Source organism: Crocosphaera sp. (assembly GCF_030064895.1).
Classification (GTDB): Bacteria; Cyanobacteriota; Cyanobacteriia; order Cyanobacteriales; family Microcystaceae; genus Crocosphaera.
The window spans coordinates 26,544-52,202 of record NZ_JASJEB010000015.1 but is presented as its reverse complement, the minus strand read 5'-3'; the positions used below and the strand labels follow the sequence as shown (position 1 = coordinate 52,202).

18 protein-coding genes and 1 riboswitch are annotated in these 25,659 nt (G+C 36.3%); of the genes, 1 reads left to right on the top strand and 17 read right to left on the bottom strand.

The window, feature by feature from the left end; genetic code table 11:
* Positions 1–15 precede the first annotated feature (15 nt).
* The 5 genes from QNJ66_RS06390 to QNJ66_RS06370 all read right to left on the bottom strand — a co-directional run bounded on the left by QNJ66_RS06390 (position 16) and on the right by QNJ66_RS06370 (position 4,137).
* Complete coding sequence (locus QNJ66_RS06390; RefSeq protein WP_300504153.1) at positions 16–753, bottom strand: transferase; 738 nt, start codon at positions 751–753, stop codon at positions 16–18.
* Positions 754–1,031: 278 nt separating this feature from the next.
* Complete coding sequence (locus tag QNJ66_RS06385; protein WP_300504150.1) at positions 1,032–3,035, bottom strand: ribulose bisphosphate carboxylase small subunit; 2,004 nt, start codon at positions 3,033–3,035, stop codon at positions 1,032–1,034.
* A 62-nt stretch (positions 3,036–3,097) separates the two neighbouring features.
* Positions 3,098–3,403, bottom strand: coding sequence for a EutN/CcmL family microcompartment protein (locus QNJ66_RS06380; RefSeq protein ID WP_300504148.1), 306 nt, complete (start codon positions 3,401–3,403; stop codon positions 3,098–3,100).
* Positions 3,404–3,425: 22 nt separating this feature from the next.
* Positions 3,426–3,761 carry a carbon dioxide-concentrating mechanism protein CcmK gene (locus QNJ66_RS06375; protein WP_300504146.1) on the bottom strand — a complete coding sequence of 112 codons (336 nt, stop codon included), beginning with the start codon at positions 3,759–3,761 and terminating at the stop codon, positions 3,426–3,428.
* 64 nt (positions 3,762–3,825) lie between these two features.
* A complete protein-coding gene (locus QNJ66_RS06370) occupies positions 3,826–4,137 on the bottom strand; it encodes a BMC domain-containing protein (protein ID WP_300504144.1) in 312 nt (103 codons plus the stop codon).
* A 434-nt stretch (positions 4,138–4,571) separates the two neighbouring features.
* A riboswitch (TPP riboswitch) is annotated at positions 4,572–4,667 on the top strand.
* A 7-nt stretch (positions 4,668–4,674) separates the two neighbouring features.
* Here QNJ66_RS06370 and thiC point away from each other — a divergent pair.
* A complete protein-coding gene (thiC, locus tag QNJ66_RS06365) occupies positions 4,675–6,054 on the top strand; it encodes a phosphomethylpyrimidine synthase ThiC (protein ID WP_300504141.1) in 1,380 nt (459 codons plus the stop codon).
* 178 nt (positions 6,055–6,232) lie between these two features.
* On the opposite strand, the gene QNJ66_RS06360 is transcribed toward thiC, so the two are convergent.
* The 12 genes from QNJ66_RS06360 to QNJ66_RS06305 form a co-directional block, all read right to left on the bottom strand.
* Entirely contained in the window at positions 6,233–9,778 is a 3,546-nt protein-coding gene (locus tag QNJ66_RS06360; RefSeq protein WP_300504138.1) for a glycosyltransferase, read from the bottom strand.
* A 44-nt stretch (positions 9,779–9,822) separates the two neighbouring features.
* On the bottom strand, positions 9,823–11,742 hold the full coding sequence (locus QNJ66_RS06355; RefSeq protein ID WP_300504135.1) for a hypothetical protein: 1,920 nt from the start codon (positions 11,740–11,742) through the stop codon (positions 9,823–9,825).
* A 65-nt stretch (positions 11,743–11,807) separates the two neighbouring features.
* Positions 11,808–13,493 (bottom strand): hypothetical protein, encoded by a 1,686-nt coding sequence (locus tag QNJ66_RS06350; protein WP_300504132.1) that lies wholly within the window; start codon positions 13,491–13,493, stop codon positions 11,808–11,810.
* Between the two features lie 10 nt (positions 13,494–13,503).
* Positions 13,504–14,319 (bottom strand): FkbM family methyltransferase, encoded by an 816-nt coding sequence (locus QNJ66_RS06345; RefSeq protein WP_300504129.1) that lies wholly within the window; start codon positions 14,317–14,319, stop codon positions 13,504–13,506.
* A 12-nt stretch (positions 14,320–14,331) separates the two neighbouring features.
* On the bottom strand, positions 14,332–15,186 hold the full coding sequence (locus QNJ66_RS06340; protein ID WP_300504126.1) for an FkbM family methyltransferase: 855 nt from the start codon (positions 15,184–15,186) through the stop codon (positions 14,332–14,334).
* Between the two features lie 3 nt (positions 15,187–15,189).
* Positions 15,190–15,918, bottom strand: a complete 729-nt coding sequence (locus tag QNJ66_RS06335) for a class I SAM-dependent methyltransferase (RefSeq protein ID WP_300504123.1) — start codon at positions 15,916–15,918, stop codon at positions 15,190–15,192.
* Between the two features lie 43 nt (positions 15,919–15,961).
* A complete protein-coding gene (locus QNJ66_RS06330; RefSeq protein ID WP_300504120.1) occupies positions 15,962–17,401 on the bottom strand; it encodes a glycosyltransferase in 1,440 nt (479 codons plus the stop codon).
* A 47-nt stretch (positions 17,402–17,448) separates the two neighbouring features.
* Positions 17,449–18,423 carry a glycosyltransferase family 2 protein gene (locus tag QNJ66_RS06325; protein ID WP_300504118.1) on the bottom strand — a complete coding sequence of 325 codons (975 nt, stop codon included), beginning with the start codon at positions 18,421–18,423 and terminating at the stop codon, positions 17,449–17,451.
* A gap of 28 nt (positions 18,424–18,451) precedes the next feature.
* Positions 18,452–20,932, bottom strand: a complete 2,481-nt coding sequence (locus QNJ66_RS06320; RefSeq protein ID WP_300504115.1) for a glycosyltransferase — start codon at positions 20,930–20,932, stop codon at positions 18,452–18,454.
* Between the two features lie 44 nt (positions 20,933–20,976).
* Positions 20,977–23,049 (bottom strand): methyltransferase domain-containing protein, encoded by a 2,073-nt coding sequence (locus tag QNJ66_RS06315; RefSeq protein ID WP_300504112.1) that lies wholly within the window; start codon positions 23,047–23,049, stop codon positions 20,977–20,979.
* A 29-nt stretch (positions 23,050–23,078) separates the two neighbouring features.
* Positions 23,079–23,762, bottom strand: coding sequence for a class I SAM-dependent methyltransferase (locus QNJ66_RS06310; RefSeq protein ID WP_300504109.1), 684 nt, complete (start codon positions 23,760–23,762; stop codon positions 23,079–23,081).
* A 39-nt stretch (positions 23,763–23,801) separates the two neighbouring features.
* Positions 23,802–25,622 (bottom strand): TylF/MycF/NovP-related O-methyltransferase, encoded by a 1,821-nt coding sequence (locus QNJ66_RS06305; RefSeq protein ID WP_300504106.1) that lies wholly within the window; start codon positions 25,620–25,622, stop codon positions 23,802–23,804.
* Positions 25,623–25,659 lie beyond the last annotated feature (37 nt).

Sequence of the window (25,659 nt, the reverse complement as noted above, 5' to 3'; positions counted from 1 at the left end):
TAATCTCTCTAATGATTATTTATTTTTGTCAGTAGAATTTTGTGAAGAATTATTTTGAGATTGATTAAATGCTTGGCGATCGGGGAATAAAGTGCATAATAATTGATTAATATAAACTTGACCCACTACAGGAGCATTATTAGTCTGTGCAGGAACATCAGGTTTTGTCGGAATTTCTGGAATTTCTGGAATTTTTGGAACCTCTGTAACTTCCTCAATTTCGGGTGGGGTATCTGCCCATAAGTCTTCTATTTCTTCCACAAATTCAGGCTTTTTCTCCTCAGTTTCCTTCGGTTGAGCATCCTTTTCATGATTATCGGTAATTAAATGACCATTTTCTGAAGAACCATTATTTTCTGGTTTAATTTGTTTGGGAGTTTCGGTTTCTTGTTTTGACAACTGACGAGAAGTATCACCGATTAATGTTCCAGCTTCGATGGTGGTTCCCGACTCAATAGAATTATTAATGACTGTGACACAAGAACCCAGACAAACATTTTGACCAATTTTACCTTGACCAACGATTAAAACCCCTGCCCCTAACATAGCACCGGATTCAATTTCAATGTCTCCTTTATAGGCATTAATTAAAGTTCCCATACCAATACAGGCCCCCGGATAGATGACAATACGACAATTAGGGGCAGCTTGCAAAACAGTTCCAGGTGCGACAACCGCACCCTCATGAATAATAACCTCGCCAATAATCGAAACTTCTGAACGACTGGGTGGTTGAATAAGGGGTAAAGGCATCACTTTATCTCTGGTAATGAGAAGGGGTAAGTCAATATTCCGCCGGTTTTTCTCAAAAACGACTTGATTAAGGTAATTTAGAATGCAGAAAAAATTAATTCTAAATTCTAACTTCTAATACCATTGTTCTTAACTTAAACTACATAAGTTTACACTTTAGGAGTGAACGGCCGTTGACTCCTACGGGATGTGTAGCCGAACTTCAGAAAATTGGTATAAATTCTCAAAAAACCTAGATAATATTGAGGGGTAAGTTCCCTCACCCCTTCTACAGATTATTATGGACGTTGAATAATGGTTTCTAAGACGCGGCGTTTGGCTTGGGTATCAATGCCGATCAAGCGGACATATTCCCCTTGATGTTCTGATAAACAGGCTTCTAAAGCTGCAAGCACATCTGCTTCACGAATGCTATCGATAGGAGAGCAACTTTGCCAAGACTTGGTACGAAAACGACGCTTATTTGCGTGTTCTGTGCCTATTTTATACCCTTGCTTGAGTAACGAACCCACTTGAGAAACTATCTCGGTGGTTAAGTTCATGGTAGCAACACCACCATTACCATTACTATTGCTGTTGTCACGACTACTGCTGGCATAACTATAACTTTGAGCAGGTGCAGTCACGGTAGCAGTTCTGGCCCCATTAGTAGAATTTTGACCAGGACGTTGAATAATGGTTTCTAAGACGCGGCGTTTAGCTTGAGTATCAATCCCAATTAAACGAACGTACTCCCCATTATGCTCGGCTAAACAGGCTTCTAAAGCAGCAAGCACCTCTGCTTCACGGTTGCTGTTAATAGGCTCGCAACTCTTCCAAGACTTGGTACGGAAACGACGCTTATTGGCGTGTTCTGTGCCTATTTTATATCCTTGAGATAGTAAGGAACGCACTTGTTGGGTAGTCTCAGCACTTAAACCACTACTAGCCGCAGCACCGATATTAGCTGCTCTGGGAGAGGCAACAGCACCATTACTTTGAATGCTACCTGCTTCTCCTGGACGTTGAATAATGGTTTCCGATACCCGACATTTAGCGTTAGGATCAACACCAATTAAACGAACATATTCCCCTTGGTGTTCGGCTAAAACGTTTTGTAATTGGTTAATAACCTCAGATTCGCGGTTACTATTGATAGAAGGTCCAGTTTTCCAGGATTTAGTCTGAAAACGACGCTTATTAGCATATTCTGTGCCAATTTTATGCCCTTGATGGAGTATGGCACGAACTTGGTCAGCAATATCACCGCCAAAATTTCCATTCCCGTTGCTGGTAATAGAAACATGGCCATTACTGGAGTTGTTTTTGGTGGTAGTAATGCGACTGGGTTCTCCTGGGATATCTTCTGGCCGTTGCACAATCACTTCGAGAACACGGCGTTTTGCTCCTGTATCAACCCCTAAGAGGCGAACATATTCCCCTTGATGCTCTTGTAAAAACCCTTCTAGGTTGGCTAAAACTTGATCGGCGCGACCATTAAAAGTCCCACCGGTTAACCAAGATTTTGTTTTAAAACGACGCTTATTAGCATATTCTGCCCCAATGGTATAGCCTTGGGACAGTAAAGAACGTACTTGAGCTACAATGTCCGAACTTAAACTCATACTTGTCACCGAATTTCTATAATCAGTCTGATTAATGTCTTTTATAGACTGCCCTAACTGTCCACGAATGGGGGTGATACAAGCGTTATTTTCAGCGCATTGATATCCTACCCGCAACGCTTCGTTGACTTCCACCACATGATGGGCAAAGTGCCGATCGCTATCTGTTACTTCAGGAAGGCGATCAGCTTGTTGTTGGTTAGTAATAACTGCACCAGAGGGGACGTATTTTCCTGGGGGAATCTCTACATCCTGAATCAAGGCGTGCATCATAATAACACAGCCATCACCAACTCTGGCATTGAATACGGTTGAGCGAAACCCGATAAAACAGCCGTCACCAATATAAGCCGGCCCGTGGATCAGTGCCATGTGGGTAATACAAGCTTCTTTGCCGATCCAAACGGAATATTCCCGGCCATCATCTCCCACAACCCGCCCTTGTTCTAGACCATGAATGACAACACCATCTTGGATGTTTGTGCCTTCACCAATATAAAAAGGTGTACCTTCATCGGCTCTGATGGAGGTTCCTGGGGCTATTAAAACATTAGCACCGATCTCAACAGCCCCAATCAGGTTAGAAAAGGAATGTACAAAGGCACTATCATCTATTTTGGGTTCTGCGAGTGTTTGTGACCAGGGTGTTGGGGGTGCCGCCCTTTTGCGGACTACCATGACAATATTTGTCCTCCTCTTTATAATTTAGTATCAGTTATTAGCAGACTTTGATGAAGGTTTTAACCTCGTTCTTCGTCTTTTTTGCTATACAATCGATTATTTTCCACCGTAACCGTATCAATAATTCCCACTACCAACGCATCGAGAGGACGGCGTTCCATACCATCGTCAATGCGAGCAGCACTGCCTCTTGATACCAATACCCACTCATTGATTCCTGCACCAACGAGATCACCTGCTACCTCGTACTTGGGAAGCGGTTGTCCTTGGGCATCCATAAACTGAATCAATAAGAACTTTGTTCCAGTTAAACTGCGGGTCTTGTAGGTACTGACAACAGTACCTCGAACTTTGGCAATTTGCATTATGTTGGGAGATGACTAATTATCACCGTCGTAAGGGGGTAGGATTAACACTTTCACGGAATTGTTCTACGGCTTCGGTGTAACGAATGGGTAAGACATATTCGAGGTTTTCGTGGGGACGGGCAATGATGTGGTTGGATAATACTTCTCCACCGTTGACTCGTCTTGCGTTCTCTATACCCGCACCAACCGATGCTTGCACTTCAGAAACGTCACCCCGTACGATAACGGTAACACGACCGCTTCCAATTTTTTCGTAACCAACTAAGGTCACACGGGCTGCTTTTACCATTGCATCTGCTGCTTCGACAACAGCAGGAAAACCAAGGGTTTCTACCATTCCAACTGCAATTGACATGAGTTTTTTCTCCTAATAATTGATCATTGATTGTTTAATTAACCGTTATTGTGGGAAAGGACGGCTAATAGGAGCGAAATTGCTCTACTTCCTCGGTGTAGCGAATGGGTAGAACGTACTCGAGGTTTTCGTGGGGACGGGCAATAATGTGGGTAGACAGAACTTCTCCCCCATTGACTCGGTTAGCATTATCGATCCCAGCAGCTACAGACGCTTGTACTTCAGAAACATCACCGCGCACAATGACCGTAACACGACCGCTTCCAATTTTTTCGTAACCAACTAAAGTAACACGGGCTGCTTTTACCATGGCATCTGCTGCTTCTACGACAGCAGGAAAACCCTTTGTTTCGATCATTCCAACGGCAATTGGCATTTTTAATATCCTCGCTTTAAGGCCAAAACTAAATTTAATTAATGAGAAGTTACCCTCAATTTTCCCTAGACTTTTTTTTCTAACAATTAGAAAAATTGTTGTCTGATTAAACAGAAAGTAGGCTAATAGATATATCTACCTAATAGCTTCCATTATCTAATCCTAGTGAAATTTGCTCATTCCGGTAGTAAAGTACTGGAGAGAAAATTTTCACGGGGGTAGCTAACTTATCAACCTTCTATATAAACAATAGAGAACCTTGGCCCCTTTGACAATATAAATCGCAATGATATTTTCTAATCTTATGGTTAATGAAAGTTAATAGTTAGGTTTTAGGAGTTCGGAGTTAGGAGTTCGGAGTTAGGAGTTCGGAGTTAGGAGTTCGGAGTTCAGGTTAATGGGAATGTTGGGATAGATTTTGATGTTAAAATAGGACTCATAGCTAGGGGTGTCTGTGGAGTAAGGCTGAGAAAGACCCTTAGAACCTGAGACTGGGTAATACCAGCGTAGGGAAGCTGTTTATAGAGGTATCAAAGTATGAGAACAAAATGGGTTGCCAAGCGACGGGGGCAAAGTAATGTCTCTCAGATGTATTATGCGCGTCAGGGCGTAATTACCGAAGAAATGGACTATGTGGCTAAACGGGAAGGTTTGCCCCCCGAATTAATTCGGGAAGAAGTGGCTAGGGGACGGATGATTATCCCTGCTAACATCAACCATACTAACTTAGAACCGATGTGCATCGGCATCGCTTCTAAGTGCAAGGTTAACGCCAATATTGGTGCCTCTCCTAATTCCTCTGATCTTGATGAAGAGGTGGCGAAACTAAATTTAGCGGTTAAGTATGGTGCGGATACGGTGATGGACCTATCCACCGGTGGGGGTGACTTAGACATTATTCGCACGGCCATTATTAAAGCGTCTTCTGTTCCCATTGGTACGGTTCCCATCTACCAAGCGTTGGAAAGCGTCCACGGTAATATGGATCAACTCTGTGCCGATGATTTTCTTCATATCATCGAGAAACACGCCCAACAAGGGGTGGACTATATGACTATTCATGCAGGTATTTTGATCGAACACCTGCCTTTGGTGAGAAGTCGTTTAACCGGTATTGTTTCCCGTGGTGGTGGTATTATTGCTCGTTGGATGTTACACCATCATAAGCAAAACCCCCTTTATACCCATTTTGACGACATTATCCAAATTTTCAAGAAATATGACGTTTCTTTTAGTTTAGGAGACTCTCTACGGCCAGGGTGTACTCACGATGCTTCTGATGAGGCACAGTTAGCGGAGTTGAAAACCCTGGGACAACTCACCCGTCGCGCTTGGGAACACGATGTACAGGTAATGGTGGAAGGACCGGGCCATGTACCGATGGATCAAATTGAGTTTAACGTTAAAAAGCAGATGGAAGAGTGTTCTGAAGCACCTTTCTATGTTTTGGGCCCTCTGGTAACTGATATTGCTCCTGGTTATGACCATATCACCTCCGCGATCGGTGCAGCTATGGCCGGTTGGTATGGCACGGCTATGTTATGTTATGTGACCCCGAAAGAACATTTAGGGTTGCCTGATGCAGAGGATGTCAGAAATGGCTTAATTGCTTATAAAATAGCAGCACACGCTGCTGATATTGCCCGTCACCGTCCGGGGGCCAGAGACAGAGATGATCAACTGTCGGAAGCTCGTTATAATTTCGATTGGAATCGTCAGTTTGAGCTATCTTTAGATCCTGAGCGGGCAAAAGAATATCACGACGAAACTTTGCCGTCAGATATCTACAAAACGGCTGAATTTTGTTCTATGTGTGGTCCTAAGTTCTGTCCTATGCAAACAAAAGTGGATGCGGATGCTTTGACAGAGTTAGAAAAATTCTTGGCTGAAAAAGACCGAGAAAAAGTTGCTACATAAGGTAACAAACTGCTGGCAATCTTAGTGCATAATGGATAATGGAGAATGGATAATTAATTAGGCTCAAAACCTTTCTATAAGGATTGAAAATTAATTTTCCTCTTCATTATCTTGCCTGTCTATTATTCTTAAATGTTATTTTTTATTCCTTTTCAGATTAACCTTAGAGAAATTTATACTAAAGTTGATTTTGAATAATCTCATCATAAGAAGAATATAAAAGCCGATAATCATATTTTTTACCAAACTTCTTGGCATTTGTCCCTATTTCTTGACGTTTCTTTTTATCTTTTAAGAGGTTAGCTATTAAATGATGATACTCCTCTAAGCGATCGCAGATAATACCTTCTTTTCCAGACTGGACAGGATAGCCTCTAAAGGCGACACTGGTGCCTAAAAGAACTTTACCATAGGCCATAGCTTCAACCGTCTTTAAGGAGGTTCCTGTGCCTGAGAGAATGGGTGATAGAATCAAGGCTGCATGATGATATAACCATGCTAAGTCTTGATCGCTGACTTTCCCGAGGGAGATAAAATTATTATTTTCTTCAGGTTCCCAACAACTACCCACAACAATAAACTGACAAGAAAGATCAGGGTATTCGATTATAAAATCTTGGGCTATTTGTTGAATTATTTTGACAGCTTCTATATTAGGATCATGACGACTACCAACAAATAAACAGAAGTTATTTTCTATCCTCTTAAATGAGGAAGATTCTGTTAATTTTTGCTCACTACATTCATCAAAATTAACTGGGTTAGGTATCAGTGTAGAAGATAATTTATATTCTTTTAAAAATGCTTGATCATCTTGAGAAACAGAGACAAGATTATCCGCTTGTTTTAAAGCTTTAATTTCTTCAGCTAAAGCAATTTTTCCTATCAAGGTATTTTCATCAAGTTGTTGGACTAAAATATCATGTGCTGTAATAATTAATTGAGTTTTAGATTGATGGCAAATATTTCCAACTGTTAACGCCCAAAAAGGATATTCTAAGATAACAGTATCTGCCCATTCTGTTAGTTTTTTAACCCAATTAATAAATCCTGAATCGAAACGATATTGATAATATATCCAAGGCAACCAATGCTCGGATTCTTGGTTATTGTCTAAAATATAATTATTAGATTTTAAGGCATCATACCAAGATTGATAAGCATCTTTATAGATATCATTGACTAAACAATAATCTTGATAATCTTGTTGATAATAGGTATAGTTTACACCATCTTTTCTGAAGTCTTTAGAATCTCCTGTGGTGAATAACCACACTTGATAAGATTGTGATTTTAGATAATCAATAAGTAGTCCAACTCGCTTACTTGCCCCACTTTTTCGCTCTAAAATATCTCCCCAAGGATAGAAAATAGCGACTTTTTTACCTGTTTCTCTTAAAGATATAGCCCGATCATGAAGAAAAGATTCAAACACTTGATCCATTGTTTCAAAATAATCACTCTTATCTAAATTATTATGCTCAGAAATAACATACCCTTGAGGTTTATTAACAGTTTGTTTGATTTTTTCCAGTTCGTATTGATGATGAAAAATTAAGGCATCACATTGATTAAATAATTGACATTCCCTTTGATATTCATCTTGATCAATATCCCGATGATTATGAACAGCATATTGATAAGAGACAATCTCAGGAACTTCACAAATTACAGAAGATTGTGTGACATTAAATCTGTCTATAATACTGTAACTAACAATAGAATTGAGAAAAATAACATCAAATTGATTACTTTGTAGTAATTGACTTAAATCTGATGGAATACTTAAATTATATCTCTCAATTAAATCTCTTTTTAGGCTATTTTTTTGTTCTAAAACTTCCTTGATATATTCTTTAGGATTAATATCATAAGCAAAAACATCGCAAGGACTATAAGTAACAATCCATCTTTGTGTTAAATTAACAGAAAATTCCTGAAAAATGCGGTCAATTATCGGATAGATTTGATGATAAAAAGGTTCATAATTTTCACCTTTTCTTTCTTGTTTATTGGTAAAAAATAATCCATAAACATCGTAACTGCACAGCCCTAAATATTCAAGATAGTTAAGAAAAGAAGCATCTATAGTTTCTTGATCTAATAAAAAGTCACTTTCTATAATTAGAAGAATTTTAGGAACTGCTTGAGATATATTGTGAGAAACTATTTCATTATTTATATCATGTTGTGATTGACTATCTTCTACATTATCAACCTCAATATTTTCTTTATCTGATAATAAAGTTCTAACTAAATTATCGGGGGAATTTTGTTCCAACCATTCTTGAGAAAACCTTTTAGCTGAATCTGAAAATTGAGGTAAATTTTCCAGAATTTCAATTACTTTTTGGGGTATTTCTTCAGGGTTTTGATAAAGACTTGCTCGTGATGAGTTAACTTGTTTTCCTAACCAACTATTTTTAGGTACAATAACTGGTTTTCCTGCTGCTAAAGCTTCTGTTAATACCCCCGAAGTACGGAAGCGATAACTGTTAGAATCATAAGGTAAGATTAAAGAATCAGCTTCTGCTAAAATTTGATAATAATCATCAGCAGACATAGCATTTTTTATCAATTTTACTTTGCTTTCTGGATATCTTTCTAAAGCTAAACGCGCTTGAGGTATTAATCCTTCTCCTCCTTCAATACTAAAATTAGATTGAATAGTTAATTTGATTTTCCCAGGTTGAATATAATCTTTCCATAAAGATTCAATAATATTAGGTAAATAATGATAGCCTTTTTCTGGTCTTGCATCACCTAAATAAACAAAATTAATCGGTTTATCTGTATTTTTCTCTTTTGTTATTTCTTGTAATTTTTCTTGTCGAAAAGGAATAGGTATTTTTTGCAATTTTACGTTACTTAAACTATTGTAGCGTTCAATTAAATCATCGGTATCGGTATAAAACTGTATTTTCTCTGGCCATAATTTAGATTGATAACATTGATCGAAGATTGCTTTTAATCCCATTCCTTCCGCATAAACTACTAAAGGATCATCAATATCTCGACGTAAGAGAATATGAAATCGAGGCATTTTTGATAGATTCTGAGAGGTTAAATAATGATATACCTCTTCAACTTGTTTAATACCAACTGTATGAATAAAAACTTCATCATCTAAGGTAGGTTTAATTTCTTTTAAAACTTGTGATAAAGTTTCTTTAAAGCTTTTTATTTTTGGGGTTAATAGCTTAATTAATAGTTGATTTATTTTTCTAAAAAATACAGATAATATGTATCTAACTAATCCCCAAATAATTTTAAATACTCCCCATAATGTATTGGACAAAGGAATAGAACGTAACAACTTAATATCTTCTTCTATCCAATTAATTAACCTTGATATACTTCCTTTAATTTTCTCTAAAAGAAGTTTTAATTTAGGTTTAGTTAATTCCCAATATCTAAAGTAAAATTGAAATTTATTATTGATGTCTTCTGATAATTGTTCAAGAGGATTATTTTGTAAAAAGTAAAAAATATCTAATATCTTAGTTTTTTTCTCAGAAGAAACTGGATTATCAAACCAATCAACTTCAAAAGCAGAAATCACCTTAATATTATCAGGATATAATGAGCTTGGAAATTTCTTATTAGCAATAATTATGGGTTCATATCCTTGCCTAGAAGCTGATTCAGCAACGGATAAACTACATTCATAATGGTGTCCTTGAAGATTACATAGGGAGTGATCGATAATAATAAATTTTTTCATAATTAATAAAATATACTCCAATTTAATTGATGAATAATGATTTACTATTTCACTAACTTCATTGAATCAGCAAAAAATAATTTTCCGTGAAAACCATCGTATTGAAGAGGAAGATACTTTCCACAAGCACCAACAATTCCATTTTTTTGAGGAAATAAGTTTTTCTTAGCTATGATCCATAGTCCATCTCCACTTTGAATTGATTGTTTAGATGTCGTTTGTTGGTTAGGATTAGGTAAAGCAATTTTAGCCATTATTGTAGTGTCAACAGTAAGACTATCTAATGCTTTATAGAAAGGTTGAAAACCAATTTTAATCATTTCTGGTGAATTGAGTTGAGGAAGAATATCATGTTTAAAATCACTGATACGAATATTGGGTATATAATTCTTATTAATTTCTTTATCTGCAACTAAATTTATAGAAGAACCTTGACTGTTACGAAAGTAAATAATTTCTGTATCAGAAGGGCAAGATATTTGTGAAAATTTAGGTTGATAACTAAGGATTTTAGTTGTTACTGTTCCCATCGTAATCAGCAAAACTAACCCAACTGCGAAAATAGCTAAAGGAGATGAGATATGGGGAGATTGCCTTATTTTTTTAGGCAATAAAGGTGAGAAACAATTAACAATAAAAGCTAATCCCAAAGCAGGAAAAATTGCAACAAAAGGAATCGTTGTTGCATAAACTCGAATTCCTGCATCCCAAGGAGGAACAAACGGTAAAGAGAATAAAATACCTAAAAATCCAGCTAACATAAACCATGTAATCAGAGTTCTTCGTTGACGATAAAAGTAAAAAAAACTAACTAAACTAAGAACTTGTAGCACAATAAGAATTTGAGAACTTTTTATAAAAGAAAAAAGAAAACCATCCTTAAAAAATGCTTGACTAGCACGCCAAAAACTCCTAACTAAGACCAAAGGATCGGCCCATATTGCCTGGAATGCTAAGCGATATATTTCATTTGTATCTTGTATTTCTGGATAATCTTGAGAAAAAGAAACCCAACTACCTTCAACTGCCATTCCATATAAAACTACCGAGAAATTGCCATTAGCTTCAGCACCCGGAAAAGCAACCAGTTTAAAGATTAAAGAATTGAGAAGAAATCCTAAAAAAATAACTGTAAATTCACTCATCAAAAAGTTAAAAGAAAGCTTAGATTTGTGACGAAATAGCCAAGCTCCCAAAAGTCCAAAAGCAGGTAAAATAAAGTAAGTACCTGCACGAATATTTAAGCCGAATGTAAGTATAAAAAGACCACCTAACCACCACATTTTTCTTTGACTATGTAACCCTCTCCATAACATAGTTAAGCCAACTGCCCCAAATACAAACCCTAAATTTTCTGTGCCTAAAGTACCAATAAAAGGTTTAATAAACATGAAAATTACTGTTAGGACTAAAACCCCAGCAACAGTGCCGTGACTAGATTGAACTTCACGAGCTAAAAAAAAGCAACTAATTGCTATGAATAAAACAAGAATGGTAATAGTAAGCTGCAAATTTTGTTGAGTTAATCCTAATAAATTTCCTATAGCTGCATGAGATAAAGGTCGCCAGGAACCTACTGGATGAAATGGTTTACCCTCTAACAGCTTCAAACTACTTATATAATAAAAATTAGCATCATTAAAAGGGAAAAAGCCACTCAATGTATAATGGAAATCAACTAAATTATTCCATAAACCTGCCAATTGTCCAGCGAATAAAGTTAGAGTAGCAGTAAAACTTGTGAAAATTCCTAGCCAACCATTGGGTAAATAAGCTAAATACAATAAAGTAAAAATAACAAGAATGAAACCGGTTAAATAATTAGTTTCTAAAAAAAATTGATTGATAGGTTCAGGAAGTCCTAAAGATAAAATTAAGTAGTACCAGCTTAGGCTAATAATTAATATTATCAATATACATAAAGGTATTTGAGGAATCTTGAAGTATAGTTTTTGAAATTTCATTGTTTCAAGCTATATCTTTAAAATTGAATAATGGCTTTTTGCAATTTAGAATGTTATTAATTAATTTAATTAAGATTACTTGTGAAAGATTTACAATATAAATTAGCTGGTGCTAAGGGAATAGGAAATTCAGTTTTCTCGTAATCATCTAACTGAAACCATGAGTTTGAAGTTTCCAAAAAATCATTATCTAAACCGTCAAAAACCACCACTGTAGAAATGTCTTGTTTTTTATCAAATGAAGTAATGGTTCTACCATCATACTGATTAATGACAGCTTGAGGTACAAGATATGTCAAATAATTCTCAGCTTCTTGAAGAGTGTCGGAAAAAAATTCGGTATCTTTTAATCCATAGGTAGCAATAAATAGATTTTGCCGATTATAAACATAATCAAGAATTTTTGGTGTTACACTAGCAGCTTCATATCGAACTCTTGGATTAACAGCAAACAGAATGGGTTCATTATTAGGGGTACACTGAACAATTTCTTGAAACAGTTGATTAATATTGAAATTATTATAGGCAATATTACTATAAACTGTCCAAACTTTTGGAATACTAGAGGTAATAACAGCAATAGAGATACCGATAAAAATATAAGCAATTATTTTTGAATAAACCCGAAGAAGTTCTATTGAATAAGTGATCAAAAATGCTGAACCAATGGTTGCTGGTATCAAGTAATAGCCCAACATCCCTAAAATACCAGATTTGGTGTACAGTAGGATTTGAGGACCCATAATTAATAAGGAAATGATCACAGCAGGTAATAATTGCTTAATAAATCCCTGAATGGATTTTTTCTGATAGATAATAATAATAATTGTAGCTAGGAATGAAACTGGAAAAATCCACAAATGACTACTATTGAACAAGTCCAATGCAGTACTGAAAATTTTCGACAATTGAAAGGTTTGTTGATCAATTCCTGCATAGTTCATTCCATCCGAACCAATAACAAAAAAAATGTAATATAGTTCAGCAATTAAAATTCCTATAACAATAATATTTGTTTTGAGAGTTTTTGCGATTGATTCATACAATGATGTATGATTGAGATAACTATATGACCAAATTCTCAGAGCGATTAAAGCAGGGATACAAATAATGTAAGACTCTTTAATAAGAGAAGCGCAAAGAGTTGATAAAACAAATAAAATATTAAATATTAATGCTTGACTATTGTTTTTAGTTTTGGCCAACAGTACAGCAAAAACCATAGCAACTGCGAGGAAAAATGTTCCTGTTACTTGAGTATAACTAGGTTGCGTCCAGATTGATGCTTGTGGACCTAATAATGCTAAAGCTGGAAAAATACAAGCTATTAATAAGGGAATATTCAATAATCTAGCAAACCAAACCATTGCAAACGCAGTCAAACTTAGCAGTAAACAACTGAAAGTAAACCAAACATTACCGTTAATACCTAATAGTTGACTGAGCAAAACTTGATTAGTGTAGTAAAGAGGGACAAATCGACCCATGCTATGATCACGTATAACCCATTGTTTTATAGTTGGCCAAAGCCCCAATTCTTGAACTTCTTGGTGCATAGTGACAATGGTGTGATCATTCATGAAAAAATTCAAGCCACTCACTAATAGTCCTGTTTGCCAAAAAAAGAAAAAACAAATTAAGATAATAACTCCAGCAACTAAGAGATTAGTGATAAGAATTTTTCCTCTTTTCTTGTGATGGTAATTCCTATCTTTGCTCCATTGTGTTTGTGATTCCGTTGTTGATTTCATGATTTTTTTATTAAATTAATTTATGAGTAAAAACTAAATCAATATAAGTTCTTTTTTTAATTTCTTGTTTTATAATTGCTAAATCAGCTTTCAGTAATTTACCTCCTTGATCAAGAACATACATAAAATAACCTCGTTTCTGAAAAAAATCCAGTATTTCTTGAGGAATAAACCCTAATTCAGTAATCATAGAAGGCATATATTCTAAAACAATTGCTGCATCAGGATTATTTTGTAAAGTCTTTTCCATTCCTAAACAAACCGGTAATTCATACCCTTGGACATCAATTTTAATAAACTTAATGGCACCATTGTTTAACTCATTTTGAACAAAATCATCGATAGATAATAAGGTAACTTGAGAAACTTCTTGTAGGGCAACTCCAGATGATTTATAAGTGTTGGTAAGAATTCGATGATCAGCATGATGGGTTTCATTGTGCCATAATTCAATAGTTCCTTTTTCTGCACCAACAGCAGCCTGAATGGGAATTACTTGACCAATTAAATGATAAATGTTGAGAATTTCTCGTAAACTATCAATGTTTTTTGTTTCGGGTTCAAAGGCATAAACTTGAAAACCTGAGGTAATAACTTGACTAAATAAAGTGGCTGTATAACCAATATTAGCCCCCACATCCAAAATATGACCCCCTTTAAAAAGTTCTGGATATTGTTGAGTTAATCCAAAAAATGGATCTTCTATATGTTTTTTATAAAAAAAGTAAGCCCAATAAAAAATTTTCTTAAACCAAGCTGTTTCTAATAAACCTATTTTTTTAAATAGGGCATAAATCCAGAGTAAAACTTGCTGTATAATTGACATAATTAATCTCCTCTAGGGCTTAGGAATGGCAAGAACATTGATGCCACCATCTTTAGGACAAAGCTTTTCTAATGCAGCTTGATTCATAGTAATAGGTTGACGGTTTGTTAACTGTACCAACTGATAATCAGCTTCCTGTAAAGTTATCAGTAACTCGTCAATTTGTTGGCGTTCTTCTTGTACGTACAAAGCCATTTCCATGATAATTTTGGGTCGGTACTTTCTTAACGTTTTCTTTGCCCCGTTTAATACGGTTAGTTCATACCCATCCACATCTAATTTAATGAGATCAATTTTTTCTATTCTTTGCTGTTCGCAATATTCATCTAAAGAAATACCTTGAACGCCATCGGTTGTCATCAATTTGCCTTGATGGAGGGGATGAATACTCGGATTATTATCAACTTCAGCCGTTAAATCCCAACTGGAATAAACTAAAGTAGGAGGATTTTCTCCTCTATCTAATAACATGATTTGTTCAGCTTGAACACGATTGATTAATTGAGGATTAAGAGCTAAATTACGTTGTAATTTTTCATAGGCCCAAGTTGTCGGTTCAAAAGAAATAACTTGACCCGTTTCCCCTACTGCTTGCGCTAAAGGAAGGGTCATTGCACCAATATTTGCCCCAATATCTAAGACAACATCACGAGGTTTAATCAGGGATTGAAAAGAATTAAGGGTTTCTGGTTCATAAACGTTTAAATAAATAGCAAGATCAATGCCTTCTCGTAAATCTAAAGACCATTTAACCCCTCGACGTTTAACTCTTGTTATAGAAGATAAGCCAAATAAAGAGCGAATAGTGACAATCAAACGACTGAGGAAACGAGCAATTTTAATTTTACCTTCTGTGGAAATTTTCATAGTTTAAACTTCCCTTTTTTCTAAAACAACTAAAATACGAAAGGCGAGAAATTGACTTATAAAAGATAATCTTTTCTCTAAATTTAATAAAGGTTGGTATAAAAACATAGGAATTAATGATGGTTTTTCAAATCCTCCACTCAAAGGATAAATAAAAAAGGACAAACGACGATGATAAACTTTTAAAAATTGCGGATATTTATCTCTAAATTGGGAGAACTTTCGTTCAAATAAAATCGTCGCAAAAGCTTGATTGGCATCCAAGGGTTGACGATTGGGAGAGGGGTCAATAAATACCAAAGGATCTTGTTTAAAGTTAACCGGTTCTGGGTGTAAAAAATGATAAACTAGCCAAGAAATAGGTGAGATATAAGGCTCCATCATAATAATTCTGCCCCCAGGTCGAAGAATGCGTAAGGCTTCGTTAAAAAATAGGGTAACATTTTCAATATGATGAAGAACATCAAACATCACAATATTGTCAAAAGATTGATCGGGAAAAGGCATATCTTGAGCATCGGCCACCACGTCAATCCAAGGGAGAGGAACAATATCGCTGGAGGTGACATTAGGAGCAAACTCCTTAAAATTTCCACTTCCTCCCCCTAGTTCTAAGGTTTTTCCAGGAGAGAGTTGCGCCGTCATTTCTTTGTACCAAGTAGTGTACAAAGCTCGTAAAATAGGCTTTTTTTCCCAGGTTACTCGATGTTGTTGTAGAATTGTTTCGGTCATTTTTTACCCATCGTAAGTAATTATTAAGAAATTGTATTAATATTTAACGAAATTTTATTTTCTTGGCTGCAAATAAACACATTTTTAAAAGAACGATTCCCTCCTTAAAATGTTGAATATTAGAAGAACCATAGGTTCTGGGATCGTATCTTACTGGTACATCTTTCATCTGTAAACCCAGTTTTGCTGCACCAAATAATAAGTCAAAATCCCCAAAAGGATCAAATTCTCCAAAGTAGGAACGGTTTTCAGCAATCTGTTGATAATGATGGCGAAATAGCACTTTAGTTCCACACAAAGAGTCTTTGATTTTAATACCTAATAAATAGGATAATAACCAAGCAAAAAAGCGATTTGCCATGCGATTTAACCAGGGCATAGCTTGGGGATGAACCGGATACACCAAACGGCAACCATTGGCAAACTCACAAGACCCTGAAGCCAAGGCATCAAAGAAATGGGTTAAATCTTCTGGTCTGACGGTCAAATCAGAGTCCAAAATCATCAAAATGTCTCCTGTTGCCATAGCAAACCCTTGACGCACAGCATCCCCTTTTCCTTTTCCGGTTTGCTGACAAATTTTGATGTCCCATTGATGACCATATTTGGCTTGGACCCTTTGAATTTCTTCCCAGGTATTATCCCTTGAATGACCCTCAATAAAAATAATTTCTGTGTGTTTTCCTAGTAAAGGCATTCGGGTGACACAACTTTCGATATTTCCGGCTTCATTACGGGCAGGAATAATTACAGAACAAGTTAAGGTTTGATGTTGCTGAACTGTATTGGTTTGATGAATTTTTGGTCTCGCAACAATTGATTCAGTTAAGCATAATTGATTAATTAAAGGAAGTGGGGCAATTAGTTTATTAAACAGCCAGGATAACCCCACAATACGTCTAGGTAGAAGCATCTGTTTATGATGAGAAATGACTTCAAATCCATTTAAGTTCAAGATGTTTTTAATATCTTCATAACTGAGCCAATTTAAGTTATCAATTGGCATTCTTTGTTTAAGTAAGGTTGCCAGTTTTAAAATGATTTCCCAAGCCGGATTATGAAAGGTTAAAATTAAACGGGTGTTAGCATGGGAAACATCAGCTAAATTGTTAAAAGTTTTGTGTAAGTTATGAAGATAACTGACGGTGTTAGCTAAAAGAATGTAGTCAAATTGTTGTTGAGAATTGTAAGACTCTCCATCTTCTAAGAGAAAATCTAAATCAGGAAATCGATATTTAGCATATTCTATGGCTTGATCATTGATATCAATTCCTAAACCAGATTCAGGATTGACTGAAGCTAATAAATATCCTGTTCCTGAACCAATTTCTAAGACCTTTGAATTGGATTTTACGTAAAAGCGATAAAATCTTTCTATATCTTGATAATATAATAAGTTTCTCTTTCTCCAAGTTTCAGGCAGGAAAACAGATTCTTTATCGGCTTGTTTGTGGCTTTTTTGTCTATCTTTTGTAGATTTCATAAGATTTAATTTCAATGGTGATTTCAAAAAGTTGGTTTTTAAAAAGTTTAATTTAACAACCCCTTAATCGGGGTTAAAAAGAATCGCCAGGGCTTCTTTAGTCTAAACCAAAAAGCTCTTAATTTCCAAAATTTGCTAGTTTTCATGGCTACAATTTCCTCCTCAATTTCTCTAATTGTATTATCTTGGTTAATGACTAGCCTTTGAGATGCTTGAAGTTGTTGATTAGTCGTTTCTAAATTAGACTTAAGTTCCTGGTTATTTTTCTGAGATAATAATAATTGTTCTTCAAAATATAAAATAATATCTTGATATTTTAAGAGTCTTTTATTATCCCAATTATGACCTTGATAAACTTGAGCAGTATTGTGAGCTTGCCAATATTCACTCCTAGTTAATTTAATATCTTTAGTCGATAAACCATCGAGAGCATAAGAGGCGATTGTTCTCGGATAATAATGCCAATTAATATTAGTATATTGTAAAAGATTGAGATACCATGCCACGTCAGCAACTATCTTATACTCTTCATTGAATAAACCATATTTTTCAAAGACATTGACTTTAGCAAATGTGGCTTGATGAGGCATACTACCATAGATCATCCAGTCTAAAATCTTCTCAGGTTGAGGAGGTTTTACTAGAGTCTTATTCTCTTTATCTCGTGCTTCTAAATTACCATAAATAACATCACAATGAGGAGATTTAATTAAATAATTAACTACATCTTGAATCACATTATTATCTAATAAATAATCATCAGAATTTAGAAAATAGATAAAGTCTCCTGTCGCTAGTTTAATGCCTTTATTCATCGCATTATAAATTCCAGTGTCAGGTTCACTCACCCATTGACTTATGTGTGTTTTGTATTGATTAATGATTTCTTTTGTTTTATCCCTAGAATTTCCATCAACCACAATATATTCAATGTCTGAATAAGTTTGATTGATAACACTTTCTATGGCTTTTTTTATAGTTGTCTCTGCATTTTTGCAAACCGTAATGATGGAAATTTTCATGATAATTAATAACAATATTTTAAAATAATTAATCGGTCGGTAAGCCTAATTTTTGCTTAATTTTAAACCAAAGTGATCGCAGTTTCCAAAACTTACTGGTTTTCATAGCTTCCAGTTCTTCTGTTAAGCTTTGAATGTGTTGTTGATATTGCTGTATCTCAACCGAGAAATCCTGAGATTTTTGATGTTGATATTGATGAATTTCTTGTTGATGGGATTGGACAATAGTTTCAATTTTCTGTTGAGTTTTGCTTAATTCTTGTGATAAAGAATAACGTAATACAGATTCTAATACGGAACTAGAACCAGAATTCATTTCTGTATTAACAGGAACAAAAATACCTTTTGTTTTTTTACCTAAAGATTTAACGTCAGAGGTCAGTTGCTGTTCAGTTCCTAACCCATCTGATGGATAATTACCCAGTAACTCTTTGTATAAGTTTAAATAAGCATTAGCTTGCACCGAGAGAGAATATTTTTCCTGAATTAATTGACGACAGTTCTCTCCCATGACTGCTCGTTTTTCTGGTGTTTTCAAAGCAGATAAAATAGCTTGAGCTAAGGCAAAACAGTCCCCTTTCGGCACTAATTTTCCAGTGATATTATCCTGAACTAAATCAGGTAAACCTCCCACTTCAAATCCCACCACAGGAGTTCCACAACTCATGGATTCTAACATAGTATTGGGCAGATTATCTTCTAAGGAAGGTAAGACAAAAATATCCGCTGCTGAATAAATTTCAGCTAACTTATCATCACAGTTAATCTGCCCTAAAGAAACCACAGGGATTTTCAGAGAATTAAGCTGATCATTTGGCACACCAAAAGACAATAATTTAATCTTTTCTTGTTGAACAGCAATAAAAAATTTCTCATCATCTAAACAAACTTCAAGAGCTTTGATCATTTGCTCAAATCCCTTGCGTTTTTCATTGCCATTATCCGCCCCAATCAATAAAGTAAAAGTATTAGGTTTAATGCCTAAACTTTCTTTAGCTTTTGCTTTAGGAATGGGAATAAATTTATCGATTTCCACTCCATTGGGAATAACTTCAACCCGTTGATGTTTAAATAAAGCACTTTTTCGTACACAATCAGCTAACCAATAACTAGGCGTAACAAGGGTTAAATTTATCCCTGATAATAAATCTAATTTATCTTGTAAAATAGCTGCTGCTAAATCAAATTGATCCGCTTTTAATTGCGGACAATTATTACAATTGAACTGATACCCTTCACATCCAGCAGCATAGTGACATCCCCCAGTAAACCCCCACATATCGTGCAGTGTCCAAACAATGGGTTTACCTAAACTGGCTAACCGTTTTAGGGTTTGAGGTGACTGAAACATGGCCACCCAATGTAACTGAATAATATCAGCTGTTTGCACTTCTTCTGCTTGACTCATATCCCATCCAGGATAGGGAAAATTAAATAAAGTATTAGACAAATCCGTGCGATTGTTATTGATATAATGGGTTTGTAGAGCCGTAAACGGGTCTGTTTGCGCCGTATCCAAGGATGGGAGAGATTGCACTAAACCCACTGTTTCATCCCTAGAAAGCTTATATTTAGCCAATAGGAGAGATTTTTGTCCAGCTTGTTGCAGTCCCTTGTGTAAACGATAAGCCGCCCTGGCAGCCCCTCCACCCACATCAATGGTGTTTAACTGGGCCACTTTGAGGGAGTTTGTTTGCTGGTTTCCTGACACAAATACTTGTGACCAATAGTTAGCACGAGATTCAACCGCTTCGACAAATAGAGAGTCTGGTTTACGAATACGACCTTCTTGGGTGACATCTAAGCCAAATTGCTCAAAATTGGCGATTCTTGACTCATGGGCTTCACAAACCTTCACATCTGTAAAGCCGGTTTTAGTTAAAATGCGTTCTAGAGAATAGCGATCGTACATCCATTGATGAACTTCTCCACTAAGCCGAAATTTACCCACTTTTAGGGCAACTTCATCAAAATCATCGGTTTTGGGATCAAAAGAAAAAGGAGGCGGTATTTGCTCTTTAACAGGACGTAACAGCTTAATTAAAATTTCCCCTTCTATGCCAATTCTTTCGATAATAAAAGACTCGTTAGGAATATTTTCATCGGCTAAATAAGTAGCCATTTCGCCCCCAGATTGATGACGGGCTATTTGGTCGAACATTTCTAATAAAATCCAATCATATTTAGCGATCGCTTCTGTTGCTCCTTGACTGGCTTCTTCTAGATATTTAAGGTATAGTTTTGCCAGATTTTCTAAGTTAGGAACAACCACCCGAATTAAACCTTTTGGTCGTAGAACACGGTGACATTCTTCTAAAAAACGTTCTGCTTCTCCTTGGGTAAAATGTTCGAGGACATGGGAATGATAAACCACATCAAAAGAAGCATCTTCAAAAGGAATTCCTTGCCGTAAATCATGGGCTATTACCCCTTCTTGGGTAGAGACAAAATCAACATTTGTCCAGTCAGGATGAAAGTGAGAACCGCAGCCTACATTAAGGTATTTCATGGATTACAAAATATACTTCAATTAATGAGAAAAACAGATAATATCTAGCCTATTTTCTTGAATTCAACATAAAGGGTTTGTCCAGGAAAGAATTTTCTTAATCCTTTATTTAAGACGGTTTCGTAATAGGACATAGCTGCTTCACTTAAGAAAAATTTACCCAAGGGAGAAACGGAACACCAATAATCTCGATAACTGGTTAAATAACCCGTCACATGACAGTCTGCTAAGGGTTCTATTTTGACTTTTGTTAATTTAATGGGAAAAATATTTTCTAGGGATTTAAAGGTTCCTGCTGACCACTGCGTCATGTGATGGGGAGGCATATCTAATAGACAATATTGATGTTTTAAAAAGCTGTGGGCATTAGGAACCCCAAGAATTAATTTGCCTCCTGGTTTGAGAACTTCCACTGACCAACGAATAAAATTTTTAGGATCCCTAACGTGTTCTAAGACTTGAAAACTACACACAGCATCATAGGATTCAGGAGTATTTTCGGCTACATTTTGTAAGTCTAATTTTTTAACAGGCAACTGCTTTCCTTCAGCCACTTTAACGGCGTGTTCATTCAATTCTAGCCCAGTTATATTAATACCTTTTTCTTGTGCTTTTTCAATAAAAAATCCGAATCCTGAACCTACTTCCAAGACATTTTTACAACCTGATAAGTCTCGTAAAGCTAGGGAATATTCCCATTTATCATCGGTATAATACCAGTCAAATTGATCTAACTGAGCGTACAATTTTCCTGATCCCACTGTATCAGTAGGTACAAAAAAGTTGAGTTTTGTTTGCTCACATTGATAAAGATAAATTTCCGAATGTCCTTCTAATTCTTCACTAATATCTAGTCCCGTATGCAGTTTCCAATCATCAATTAGCTTTTGTGCCGACATTATTTCTAAAAGTTTGACCGAAGGAGATCCAGTTAGAGGACTAACCACTGAGATTTGCGGTGGAGTTTCTCTATTTATCGCATCGGCTTTAAATTGTTGTCTAACACTGATTTGAGTGGAAAATAAAGGAGAGTTTAAAATAGCTTCCTTTAACCTTATCCATCGTTGTCTGAGCTTCCAGAATTTACTTGATTCCATCGCTTCAACAATTTCTTGTCCTTGCCGAAGTTGCTCGTTTAATTGAGATACTTTGTTGTCAACATCATGGTATTGAGATGCAATGATTTCTTGTTGTTCCTTGAGATATGTTTGTTCTAATTCTTCTCGTTTTTGCTGTAATTGTTGGTAAATAGTCAACCCAGAATCAGCCTCTAAATATTGACCAAAAATTTGGCGATCGCTCGTCTGATTGGGTAATAAATAATCAGGATGATTAAGGATTAATTGTTTTCCTTTGATTAACGGTTCAAACCCCTGAGCAACAGTAGGATAAAAACTAGGATAGTCCTCTGTTTCTAAAGCATAAACCAAGTCAACGGTTGGAGTAATAGCGAAGCCATTTTGGGACCAACAAGCTAAGTTCCAAGCTAAGGTTCCATCGTTTAATTCTTCCCGAAAACTGGCTTTGAGTTGTCTAGTCCAATATTCCTGTTCTTGGGGGTCAGCAAACAATCCTTTGAGTAACCCCAGATTATGCAACTTTGGCCACTGTTGCAATTCACCGTCATAATGTTGCCAAACCCGTTTCCAGGTAGCCCAACCTAAGTAATGAGGGTATCGAGAAAAATCATAGCTATTTTCCCCAACAGGTGCCTGTTGATGCCCCCTAATACCGTTGATATGGGTGATTCTTTCATCCTGAGCATAATCCTCTAATAAGCGTTCACAAAAGGCAAAAAAACTGAGGGAAGGATCACAAACTTCCTCTAAAATAACCGCTTTTTCTACTTGAGAAAAGATCCAATTCAGGGCCGTTGCCATTCTTTGAGAAGGATCTAAATAGGTGTCACAGAGATGGGTTAACACCTGAGTCTGGGGGTTGATCTGTTGTATCAGTTCCCGAGTTTGCTGAGTTTTCTCTTCTTGTTCAAGAGAAGGAGAACCATTGGCAAAGATCAAGAGGGTTTGAGGACGAACTTGAGCGATCGCTTTGAGAACTTTTTGGGTCAACTGAGGACGATGACCGATAAATAGGGCGATAGGTGCAGAATATACCATTATTTTTTCTGAATCATTAAGGATTAAAGTTAAGGAAGACGACGCAAAACTATGATGGAATCCCGTTTTACCAGTCCTAAATCAGCCGTAATGACACTCCATCCTGCTTTTTGGGCAATGGAATTCATGGTTGCTCGATTATTGCGTGGCCACCAAATTTGGTCGTCTGGTTGTTGTTGAAAAGTAACTGGAACCCCTCCTTTTTCCCAACCATAATCATCTAATTTATTCCAGTCCCCGTATTGATGTACGGCCAACCCTCCTGGTTTAACCTTGGGTAGGGCATTTTTGAGGATTTGAGCAATATTATCTATATTGTTGTGACATAAAACCCCAAAAGACCAAAAGAAGTCAAAATAGTTATCTGGCACCATAGAAAAGGAATTATCTTGCACAAGATGACAAATCAGTCGACCCTGATAATTTTGGGGTTGCAGCCATTGTTTAACGTCCTGAAAGTCAACCACCTGTAATTCCCCTTCGGGAATATGTCTTAAAATCGCTCTTGACCACGATCCTTTTCCTGGACCAAGTTCTAAGACCTTAGCATCTGGTTTGAGGTGAACTGCAACAGCTTTGAGAAAGACTTCTCCATAGGAAGCTCCTGAGAGTTTTTCCTCTTCAATGCGGGTTTCATTGGGAGTAAGGGATAGTACGTCACCGCTATCATATCCATAGTCAAATTCTTGTTTTAGCCAATCGATAGTAGGCATAGTTTTATCGTTTATTTGTTTTATAAAGGTTATTTGAGTTTAAAGTTTTTGAATCCATCGAGCGGTATAATCAACTTCGTGTAATTTATAGGAGAGTTGCCGTTCTTGGAAAAATTCATCTACAGCTTTTTTGCACCCTGGCCAATGGCCGTAGTCATCAAAGGAAATAAAACCACCTGGCACCACAGCATCATAGAAGGTTTCTAAACAGAATTTAACGGGAACATACCAATCTGCATCGATATTGAGTAAAGCAATTTTGGGAATATTAACTGTAGGGAATGTCTCATCAAACCATCCTTTGAGAATCTCTACTTTGGTCATATCTGCGTTGAGGAGGTTCAATACCGTTAATACTTTGGAAATGTCCCCCACCACTTCCCCTACATATTCTTTGGCTTCTTCTTCGTCTTCTTCGGTGGTTTCAGGCATTCCTTGAAAAGAGTCAAAGAACCAAGCTTTACGCTCGTATTTATAAGAGTTGGTGGCGAAGTGAGCTAAGATAGCGGCTGTTCCTCCATTGCATACCCCACACTCTATAACATCTCCCGGAATATTCTCTAAATCAATACGTTGGGATAAATTATAAAGACTTTCCATCCTTTCTGGTCCAACTAGGGTAAAAGGTTGAACTTTGGATTTAATATACTCTAGTTGTTTATTTTCTTGAATAATTGGGGAAGGAGTAGGCTCTTCTTTCATTTCTACCGCAACTGTATCTACTTCAGGAGCAATAACAATATTTTGGGGGGTTTCTGGTACGTCTAAAATCATCGATTCACTGACGGCCCCTTCCCATTGAGGGAGATCGTTTTCTGGGTTAAGTCCGAGTTTGCCTTTGACTTTAAACCATTTATTCCTTAATTTCCAAAATTTACTAGACTTCATTCCTGTAATCTGTTCTTTGGTAGTGACAATTTGTTCTTGAAGTTGACGTAAATGTTCTTTTCCTTGTTCAATTTGTTGTTGTTTTTTACCTAGTTGCTCCTGTTGATAATAGAAATTTTCTTCATTGAGAAAGATATAAACTCGGCTATAAGCATCGGCTTCTTGATTCACCATGACAAACTCAGGATGTTTAATCTTCTCTATGGATTGTCGGGGTAAATTAGCTAAAGGATGATTCTCTTTTTTAAAGGTGGCATCGATCCCAAAACCAATGTTGGTTACTAAATTGACATCGGGTAAAATGGTTAACCCATTTTGTGCCCAACAACTATAACCCCAAGGAAAGTCCCAAGTATTAATTTCTCCTTGATAGGTTCGCTCTAATAAGTCTGTCCAATATTTTTGTTCGTGGGAATCAGGAAAAACAGAAGCCAAGCTATCACTTTGGCGAAACTCTGGCCAATCTTTCATCGTTACGTCATAATGTTTCCAAGCGCGTCTCCAAGTTGCCCAACCCCAAATATGTGGATATTGAGAAAAATAGTAACTATCTTGAGTTCGACTTTGGCCTAACTGAAAATTGTTACCACTGATGTGCATAATTCTTTCATCATGGCGATAATAATCTAGTAAAGTTTGACAAAATTTAAAAAAGGATAAATCGGGTAAACAATCATCTTCCAGGATTATCGCTTCTTCGACTTGGGAAAAAACCCAATTTAAACCACTAGAAATTCGTTGCTGACAGCCTAAGTTTTTGTCAGACAAGTTAGTCAAAACTTCGCAATCCCAATCCACTTGTTGAATAATGGCTCTAGTTTTACGACATTTTTCTTCATCTTCTTCTGATGCAGGACCATCAGCCACTACTAATAATTTTCTCGGCTTTACTTGGGCTATAGCATTAAATACTTTCTGAGTGAGTTCAGGTCGCTTAAATATAAGGAAAGCGACTGGAGTTGTCAGGCTCATAATAATTTATAAAAAAATGAGTATGGTTAATTTTGTG

What these genes read in the sequence shown, in the direction of transcription:
- QNJ66_RS06315 (WP_300504112.1), bottom strand. Translation starts at nt 23,049, where the DNA reads ATGGTATATTCTGCACCTATCGCCCTATTTATCGGTCATCGTCCTCAG.
- QNJ66_RS06375 (WP_300504146.1), bottom strand. Translation starts at nt 3,761, where the DNA reads ATGTCAATTGCAGTTGGAATGGTAGAAACCCTTGGTTTTCCTGCTGTT.
- QNJ66_RS06385 (WP_300504150.1), bottom strand. Translation starts at nt 3,035, where the DNA reads ATGGTAGTCCGCAAAAGGGCGGCACCCCCAACACCCTGGTCACAAACA.
- QNJ66_RS06330 (WP_300504120.1), bottom strand. Translation starts at nt 17,401, where the DNA reads ATGAAATCTACAAAAGATAGACAAAAAAGCCACAAACAAGCCGATAAA.
- QNJ66_RS06360 (WP_300504138.1), bottom strand. Translation starts at nt 9,778, where the DNA reads ATGAAAAAATTTATTATTATCGATCACTCCCTATGTAATCTTCAAGGA.
- QNJ66_RS06355 (WP_300504135.1), bottom strand. Translation starts at nt 11,742, where the DNA reads ATGAAATTTCAAAAACTATACTTCAAGATTCCTCAAATACCTTTATGT.
- QNJ66_RS06325 (WP_300504118.1), bottom strand. Translation starts at nt 18,423, where the DNA reads ATGAAAATTTCCATCATTACGGTTTGCAAAAATGCAGAGACAACTATA.
- QNJ66_RS06335 (WP_300504123.1), bottom strand. Translation starts at nt 15,918, where the DNA reads ATGACCGAAACAATTCTACAACAACATCGAGTAACCTGGGAAAAAAAG.
- QNJ66_RS06320 (WP_300504115.1), bottom strand. Translation starts at nt 20,932, where the DNA reads ATGAAATACCTTAATGTAGGCTGCGGTTCTCACTTTCATCCTGACTGG.
- QNJ66_RS06340 (WP_300504126.1), bottom strand. Translation starts at nt 15,186, where the DNA reads ATGAAAATTTCCACAGAAGGTAAAATTAAAATTGCTCGTTTCCTCAGT.
- QNJ66_RS06310 (WP_300504109.1), bottom strand. Translation starts at nt 23,762, where the DNA reads ATGCCTACTATCGATTGGCTAAAACAAGAATTTGACTATGGATATGAT.
- QNJ66_RS06350 (WP_300504132.1), bottom strand. Translation starts at nt 13,493, where the DNA reads ATGAAATCAACAACGGAATCACAAACACAATGGAGCAAAGATAGGAAT.
- QNJ66_RS06370 (WP_300504144.1), bottom strand. Translation starts at nt 4,137, where the DNA reads ATGCCAATTGCCGTTGGAATGATCGAAACAAAGGGTTTTCCTGCTGTC.
- QNJ66_RS06390 (WP_300504153.1), bottom strand. Translation starts at nt 753, where the DNA reads ATGCCTTTACCCCTTATTCAACCACCCAGTCGTTCAGAAGTTTCGATT.
- QNJ66_RS06380 (WP_300504148.1), bottom strand. Translation starts at nt 3,403, where the DNA reads ATGCAAATTGCCAAAGTTCGAGGTACTGTTGTCAGTACCTACAAGACC.
- thiC (WP_300504141.1), top strand. Translation starts at nt 4,675, where the DNA reads ATGAGAACAAAATGGGTTGCCAAGCGACGGGGGCAAAGTAATGTCTCT.
- QNJ66_RS06305 (WP_300504106.1), bottom strand. Translation starts at nt 25,622, where the DNA reads ATGAGCCTGACAACTCCAGTCGCTTTCCTTATATTTAAGCGACCTGAA.
- QNJ66_RS06345 (WP_300504129.1), bottom strand. Translation starts at nt 14,319, where the DNA reads ATGTCAATTATACAGCAAGTTTTACTCTGGATTTATGCCCTATTTAAA.